This is a genomic window from Pseudomonas palleroniana (assembly GCF_003031675.1).
Taxonomy (GTDB): Bacteria; Pseudomonadota; Gammaproteobacteria; order Pseudomonadales; family Pseudomonadaceae; genus Aquipseudomonas; species Aquipseudomonas palleroniana.
The window spans coordinates 343582-350723 of record NZ_PYWX01000029.1 but is presented as its reverse complement, the minus strand read 5'-3'; the positions used below and the strand labels follow the sequence as shown (position 1 = coordinate 350723).

The following is a 7142-nucleotide window of genomic DNA, read 5'->3' as shown; positions in this document are numbered from 1 at the left end:
CGTTGATAGAGCCAAACAACACCGCCCTACCAACTCCTTCTGGGCTTCGATGAACTGAAGCTATTCGCTGCCTGAATCTTCGTAACTTCTTGTTTACCAAGGAGTTTTTAGTTTCGACTGCGCCGGAAGTGGGGCGAATTATAGACAGATATAATTCGCCGTCAACCATTAATTCTTCTTTCCTATCAAACAGTTGCCTTTGTTCAAAAAACAACCAAGCCGCTCCAGCGCCTTCTATATAGAAGACCGCTTTCAGATTACTCCTGCCTCTCTTAAAGCAGCGACACTGGCCGGCATCAATCCCAGAACGTCTTGCAGCACCTTGACGGTATGCTCACCTAATAGAGGAGGCGCACTCCGATACTCCACTGGAGTCTTGGACAACCTGATCGGGCTGGCAACCTGAGGTACCACCCCCGCCAAGCCATGGGGTAGCGTCATCGCCAAGCCACGCGCCCTGACCTGAGGGTCGGCGAACACCTGTGCCAAATCATTGATCGGCCCACACGGCACGCCCACTTGCTCCAACTGTGACACCCACTCAGCCGTCGTCTTGAAGACCGTAGCCTGGCGAATTAACGGAATCAGCTCCGCACGGTTGGCCACTCGCGCCTTATTGGTTGCAAAGCGCGGGTCATCTGCCCACATCGGCCGGCCGGCCACTTCAGCGAACTTACGAAATTGACCGTCGTTACCCACCGTCAATATGAAGTCACCATCAGCCGTGGGGAAATCCTGATAGGGCACGATATTCGGATGCGCATTACCAAGACGCTTTGGCGGCACTCCCGTCGTCAGGTAATTCATGGCTTGGTTAGCCAGGCATGCCACCTGCACATCCAACAGAGCCATATCGATATGCTGGCCGCCACCGTCATGATCCCGATGAGCCAGCGCGGCGAGGATCGCTACGGTCGAGTAAAGCCCCGTCAGGATGTCGGTCAAAGCCACGCCAACCTTCACCGGCCCAGCCCCATCATCACCCTCGGGTCGACCGGTCAGACTCATGAGTCCGCCCAGCCCCTGAATCATAAAGTCGTAACCGGGACGCGTCGCGTAAGGCCCCGTCTGGCCGAAGCCCGTTATCGAGCAATAGATCAGCTCCGGATTGAGCTCCTTGAGCGACTCATAATCCAGCCCATAGGCTGCCAGCCCACCCACCTTGAAGTTCTCGATCAGGATGTCGGACTTGGCCGCCAGGTCGCGTACCAGTTTCTGCCCCTCTGGCCGCGTGAAGTCGATGGTCACCGACTCCTTGTTACGATTCGCCGACAGATAATACGCCGCCTCGCTGGTGCTCTCGCCATCAGCATCCTTGAGGAACGGCGGACCCCATGCTCGCGTATCGTCGCCCACACCTGGCCGCTCGACCTTGATGACTTCTGCCCCAAGGTCCGCGAGAATCTGCCCGGACCATGGCCCCGCCAACACTCGCGATAAATCCAGCACCCTCAGGTGCGAAAGCGCGCCCATGCCGTGCTCCTATTAATAGAAGGCCTGAAGACCGGTTTGTGCACGCCCCAGGATCAGGGCATGCACGTCATGAGTACCTTCGTAGGTATTCACCACCTCCAGGTTGACCAAGTGACGTGCGACGCCGAACTCATCGGAGATACCGTTACCCCCCAGCATGTCCCGCGCCATACGCGCGATATCCAGGGACTTGCCACACGAGTTGCGCTTCATGATCGAGGTAATCTCAACCGCGGCCGTACCCTCATCCTTCATACGCCCCAGACGCAGGCAGCCTTGCAGGGCAAGAGTGATCTCGGTTTGCATGTCGGCCAGCTTCTTCTGGATCAGCTGGGTTGCCGCCAAAGGACGGCCGAACTGCTGACGATCGAGGGTGTATTGACGGGCGGTATGCCAGCAAAATTCAGCCGCACCCAACGCCCCCCAGGAAATACCGTAACGCGCAGAGTTGAGGCAGGTGAACGGCCCTTTCAAACCTCGCACATCCGGGAAGATATTCTCTTGCGGCACAAACACGTTATCCATGACGATCTCGCCAGTGATGGAAGCACGCAACCCAACCTTGCCATGAATCGCCGGAGCGCTCAGACCTTTCCAGCCTTTCTCCAAGACAAAACCACGGATATCACCGGCATCGTCCTTGCCCCACACCACAAACACATCGGCGATGGGACTATTGGTGATCCACATTTTGGCGCCCGTCAGGCTATAGCCTCCCTCCACCTTGCGCGCGCGGGTAATCATTGCGCCCGGGTCAGACCCATGATTGGGTTCGGTCAGGCCAAAACAGCCAATCCATTCGCCAGAGGCCAATTTCGGCAGGTACTTCTGCTTCTGTGCCTCAGTACCAAATTCATTGATCGGCACCATGACCAGTGACGACTGCACACTCATCATCGAACGATAGCCGGAATCTACGCGCTCTACTTCACGCGCAATCAGCCCATAGCTGACGTAGTTCAAACCACTGCCACCGTACTGTTCGGGAATCATCGCCCCCAGCAGGCCGGTTTCCCCCATTTCGCGGAAGATCGCAGGGTCGGTTTTTTCATGGCGGAAAGCTTCGAGGACACGCGGCGCCAGCTTGTCCTGGGCAAATTGCTCAGCACTGTCACGCACCATGCGCTCTTCTTCGGTGAGCTGTTGATCCAACAACAGCGGATCGATCCAGTTGAAGCTTGCCTTGCCAGCCATGAATAAGTCCTCGCGCAAAGAATCAGAAGTCGTGGATGGAGCCTAGGCCGAGCAAACGCAGAGGGCAAACGAGGTTTCCTCATAGGGTTGTGCTAATTTCTCACTTCGAAATCGCCAAGAACCACACACACGCGCTTTAGTAAGTGAGTACACCGTACATGCGCAGAAAAATCCCCAGTACCACCGCCCTCGTCAGTTTCGAAGCGGCGGCCCGCCACGAGAGCTTTACCAAGGCGGCGCATGAGCTTTCCATTACCCAGGGCGCCATCTGCCGACAGATCGCCAGTCTTGAAGAGTTTTTAAGTGTCGAGCTGTTTCGGCGCTCGCGGCGCGGGGTAAAGCTGACGGAAGCAGGGCTGTCCTATAGCCGTCGCGTCGCCATGCAATTGGATGCCGTGGAACGCGACACCTTGTCGGTCATGGGGCAGCAGGGCACTAATGTCATCGAACTGGCCGTAGTCCCTACTTTCGGCACTCAATGGCTGATCCCACGGCTCAAGGATTTTCAACGCCAGCACCCGGAAGTCACGGTCAACCTGACCAACCGCACGCGCCCCTTTCTGTTTGCCGATACCGAGTTCGACGCCGCGATCTACTTTGGTGATGCCGATTGGTCCGGCACCGAATCCCATCGACTGATGGGTGAAAACCCGGTTCCCGTGTGCAGCCCGCGCTTACTGGGTACCCACACTCACTTCAGCCCTCAGCAGATCGCAGAACTGCCGCTGCTGCAGCAAACCACTCGACCCTATGCCTGGCGCCAATGGTTCAACGCGCAACACTTGAACATACCCCGCGACATGACAGGCCCCCGTTACGAGCTATTCTCGATGTTGTCCCAGGCAGCCATGCATGACATGGGCATCGCCCTGATTCCACCCTTTCTCATCCAACGCGAGCTGGATGAGAGGCAGTTGGTGATTGCCAACGCCAAGGCACTGAGCAGCTCGAAGGCTTACTACCTGATGATTCCCGAGCGAAAAGTCGAATCAGCGTCATTGCACGCATTCAGGGATTGGCTGATCGATCAATCACAACGCTACATCCCAAGCATTTAAAGGGGAAATCCCGGATTATTGACCGTGTAGTCAAATAAATTTAAATCCTACAGATATACGCATATGTCGCATTTAAGCAGACTGTACTGATTGATAAAAAATGAGGCCAAAAGCCACAATCTACATGGCCTGTAGCGACTTAAAACGGCCAATACGCGACCATTCACAGCAACGATGCAAAAAAACCAAAAAAACACCTGAATACCTTTAAACACCTGTATTTAAAGAGGTTATTCCAGGGCATTGCGACAATCAGTCACAGGGTGACTTGTAGTTAATTTTTCGTCACCCGTCATAATCTCTTGAAGGCCGTAAAGTTCGCCTGCAAAATGCCGCGCCCCGCTGTCATTTCAGCGGGATCGTGCTGATCGGCCGCCCCAGATGCGCCACTCGCGGCGCACTGGCCTTTTTACAAAAAGATCAAAAGCAAAAAGATCATGCAGGAGATTTGACGTGCACATTGGTGTTCCTCTCGAAACCCAGACCGGTGAAACGCGGGTGGCTGCCACCCCGGAAACCATCAAGAAGCTGATCGGCCAGGGCCATAAGGTCACTGTGCAAAGCGGAGCGGGCGTCAAAGCCAGCATCGTCGACAGTGCCTATGAAACGGCAGGCGCAACCATTGGCAGTGCCAACGATGCATTGGGTGCCGAGCTGATTCTCAAGGTGGTTGCCCCCAGCGACAGCGAACTGGCGCTGATCAAAAGCGGTACCGTATTGGTGGGCATGCTCAATCCGTTCAGCAACGAAACCATCGCCAAGCTGGCCGAGCACGGCATCACTGCATTCGCACTCGAAGCCGCTCCACGCACGTCGCGGGCCCAGAGCCTGGATGTGCTGTCCTCCCAGGCCAACATTGCCGGCTATAAAGCCGTGTTGCTCGCCGCTCACCACTACCCACGCTTCATGCCGATGCTGATGACCGCCGCAGGCACCGTTAAGGCTGCCCGTGTACTGATCCTGGGTGCCGGGGTTGCCGGTCTCCAGGCTATCGCGACAGCGAAACGTCTGGGTGCAGTGATCGAAGCTTCCGACGTGCGCCCGGCCGTCAAAGAGCAGATCGAATCCCTCGGCGCCAAGTTCGTCGACGTTCCGTACGAAACCGATGAAGAGCGAGAATGCGCGGTCGGTGTCGGTGGTTACGCACGCCCGATGCCGAGCAGCTGGATGCAGCGCCAGGCCCTGGCGGTGCACGAACGCGCCAAGCAGGCTGACATCATCATCACCACCGCGTTGATTCCAGGCCGCAAGGCACCGACTCTGCTGAGCGCAGAAACGGTTGCACAAATGAAGCCGGGGTCAGTGGTCATCGACCTCGCGGCCGCCCAAGGCGGCAACTGCCCGCTGACCGTGGCTGACCAGGTGGTGGTGGAAAACGGCGTCATCATTTGCGGCCCAACCAACCTGGCCGGTGCCGTCGCCGCGGACGCGTCTGCCTTGTATGCGCGCAACCTGCTGGACTTCCTGAAGCTGGTCTTCACCAAGGAAGGGCAGTTTGAAATCAACCTCGAAGACGACATCGTCGCCGCGTGCCTGATGTGCCGCGACGGCCAAGTCATCCGCAAAAACGCCTAAGCAGGGATTCAGACGATGGAAGAGCTTATCTCCCCCGGTATCTACAACCTGATCATCTTTGTGCTGGCCATTTATGTCGGTTATCACGTGGTCTGGAACGTTACCCCCGCACTGCACACGCCATTGATGGCCGTGACCAACGCTATTTCCGCAATTGTCATCGTCGGCGCCATGCTGGCCGCGGCACTCACCGTGACGCCACTGGGCAAGACCATGGGCACCTTGGCTGTCGCCCTGGCGGCGGTCAACGTGTTCGGCGGCTTCCTGGTCACTCGCAGGATGCTGGAGATGTTCAAGAAGAAAGCGCCCAAAGTTAAAGAAGAGGTGCAGAAGTAATGAGTATGAACCTGGTAACGACGCTCTACCTGATCGCGTCGATCTGCTTCATCCAGGCCCTCAAAGGCCTGTCGCACCCCACTACCTCGCGACGTGGCAACCTGTTCGGCATGCTCGGCATGGCGCTGGCTGTACTCACCACCGTAGGCCTCATCTATAAGCTCGGCGCGGAGCTGGCCACCGCCGGTATCGGCTACGTGATTGTCGGCCTGCTGATCGGCGGCACGGCCGGCTCGATCATGGCCAAGCGCGTAGAAATGACCAAGATGCCGGAGCTGGTAGCCTTCATGCACAGCATGATCGGCCTGGCAGCCGTGTTCATCGCGATTGCCGCCGTGGTCGAGCCGCAATCCCTGGGTATCGTCAAACACCTGGGCGACTCGATCCCTGCCGGCAACCGCCTGGAGCTGTTCCTCGGTGCCGCCATCGGTGCGATTACCTTCTCAGGCTCAGTGATCGCGTTCGGCAAACTGTCGGGCAAGTACAAGTTCCGCCTGTTCCAGGGCGCACCCGTACAGTTCGGCGGCCAGCACAAGCTGAACCTGGTGCTCGGCCTCGCAACATTGGGCCTGGGCCTGGCGTTCATGTTCACGGGCAACCTCACAGCGTTCGCGCTGATGCTGGCCCTGGCCTTCGTGCTCGGCGTGCTGATCATCATCCCGATTGGCGGCGCCGACATGCCCGTCGTCGTATCGATGCTCAACAGCTACTCCGGCTGGGCAGCGGCGGGTATCGGCTTCTCGCTGAACAACTCGATGCTGATCATCGCCGGCTCCCTGGTAGGCTCCAGCGGCGCGATCCTGTCGTACATCATGTGCAAGGCAATGAACCGCTCCTTCTTTAATGTATTGCTGGGTGGTTTCGGCAATACCTCGGACGCCGGCGCGGCGACCGGGTCCAAGGAAGCGCGCCCAGTGAAATCCGGCTCGGCCGATGACGCGACGTTCCTGCTGACCAACGCCGACACCGTGATCATCGTGCCGGGCTATGGCCTCGCGGTGGCTCGGGCGCAACACGCGCTCAAGGAGCTGACCGAGAAGCTGACCCACCACGGCGTCACCGTGAAGTACGCGATCCATCCCGTGGCCGGTCGGATGCCAGGGCACATGAACGTGCTGCTCGCCGAGGCCGAAGTGCCTTACGACCAGGTGTTCGAGATGGAAGACATCAACTCCGAGTTCGGCCAGGCCGATGTGGTGCTGGTGTTGGGCGCCAACGACGTGGTCAACCCAGCCGCCAAGAACGACCCGAACTCACCGATCGCCGGCATGCCGATCCTCGAAGCGTTCAAGGCCAAGACGATCATCGTCAACAAACGTTCGATGGCCAGCGGTTATGCCGGCCTGGATAACGAGTTGTTCTACCTGGACAAGACCATGATGGTCTTCGGCGACGCCAAGAAGGTCATCGAAGATATGGTCAAGGCCGTCGAATAACACTGCGCCAGCGCAATACCCAAAACCCTGGCCTCCGGTAGGCTGGGGTTTTTTATTGGCCTGATGAAAC

The 7142-nt window shown here is 57.8% G+C and carries 7 protein-coding genes; 4 read left to right on the top strand and 3 right to left on the bottom strand.

The features are described from left to right. From C9383_RS28310 to C9383_RS10100, 3 genes are all read right to left on the bottom strand, one after another. Positions 1–214 (bottom strand): hypothetical protein (locus C9383_RS28310; protein ID WP_211322899.1); only part of this gene is annotated, 214 nt, incomplete at its 3' end. Positions 215–252: 38 nt separating this feature from the next. Further along, positions 253–1473, bottom strand: coding sequence for a CaiB/BaiF CoA transferase family protein (locus tag C9383_RS10105; protein WP_090367684.1), 1221 nt, complete (start codon positions 1471–1473; stop codon positions 253–255). A gap of 12 nt (positions 1474–1485) precedes the next feature. Next, positions 1486–2667: an acyl-CoA dehydrogenase gene (locus tag C9383_RS10100; protein WP_090367687.1), complete on the bottom strand. Its 1182-nt coding sequence runs from the start codon at positions 2665–2667 to the stop codon at positions 1486–1488. A gap of 158 nt (positions 2668–2825) precedes the next feature. On the opposite strand from C9383_RS10100, the gene C9383_RS10095 reads away from it, so the two are divergent. The 4 genes from C9383_RS10095 (at position 2826) to C9383_RS10080 (ending at position 7072) form a co-directional block, all read left to right on the top strand. Continuing rightward, on the top strand, positions 2826–3725 hold the full coding sequence (locus C9383_RS10095) for a LysR family transcriptional regulator (RefSeq protein ID WP_060756463.1): 900 nt from the start codon (positions 2826–2828) through the stop codon (positions 3723–3725). A gap of 453 nt (positions 3726–4178) precedes the next feature. Then, positions 4179–5300 carry a Re/Si-specific NAD(P)(+) transhydrogenase subunit alpha gene (locus C9383_RS10090; protein ID WP_060756464.1) on the top strand — a complete coding sequence of 374 codons (1122 nt, stop codon included), beginning with the start codon at positions 4179–4181 and terminating at the stop codon, positions 5298–5300. A gap of 15 nt (positions 5301–5315) precedes the next feature. Continuing rightward, the gene (locus tag C9383_RS10085) at positions 5316–5636 is read left to right on the top strand and encodes an NAD(P) transhydrogenase subunit alpha part 2 (RefSeq protein ID WP_025854291.1); all 321 of its coding nucleotides are present in this window, start codon (positions 5316–5318) and stop codon (positions 5634–5636) included. Then, positions 5636–7072, top strand: a complete 1437-nt coding sequence (locus C9383_RS10080; protein ID WP_060756465.1) for an NAD(P)(+) transhydrogenase (Re/Si-specific) subunit beta — start codon at positions 5636–5638, stop codon at positions 7070–7072. Before C9383_RS10085 ends, C9383_RS10080 begins: the two co-directional genes overlap by 1 nt. Positions 7073–7142 lie beyond the last annotated feature (70 nt).

What these genes read in the sequence shown, in the direction of transcription:
- C9383_RS10105 (WP_090367684.1), bottom strand. Translation starts at nt 1,473, where the DNA reads ATGGGCGCGCTTTCGCACCTGAGGGTGCTGGATTTATCGCGAGTGTTG.
- C9383_RS10100 (WP_090367687.1), bottom strand. Translation starts at nt 2,667, where the DNA reads ATGGCTGGCAAGGCAAGCTTCAACTGGATCGATCCGCTGTTGTTGGAT.
- C9383_RS10080 (WP_060756465.1), top strand. Translation starts at nt 5,636, where the DNA reads ATGAGTATGAACCTGGTAACGACGCTCTACCTGATCGCGTCGATCTGC.
- C9383_RS10085 (WP_025854291.1), top strand. Translation starts at nt 5,316, where the DNA reads ATGGAAGAGCTTATCTCCCCCGGTATCTACAACCTGATCATCTTTGTG.
- C9383_RS10095 (WP_060756463.1), top strand. Translation starts at nt 2,826, where the DNA reads ATGCGCAGAAAAATCCCCAGTACCACCGCCCTCGTCAGTTTCGAAGCG.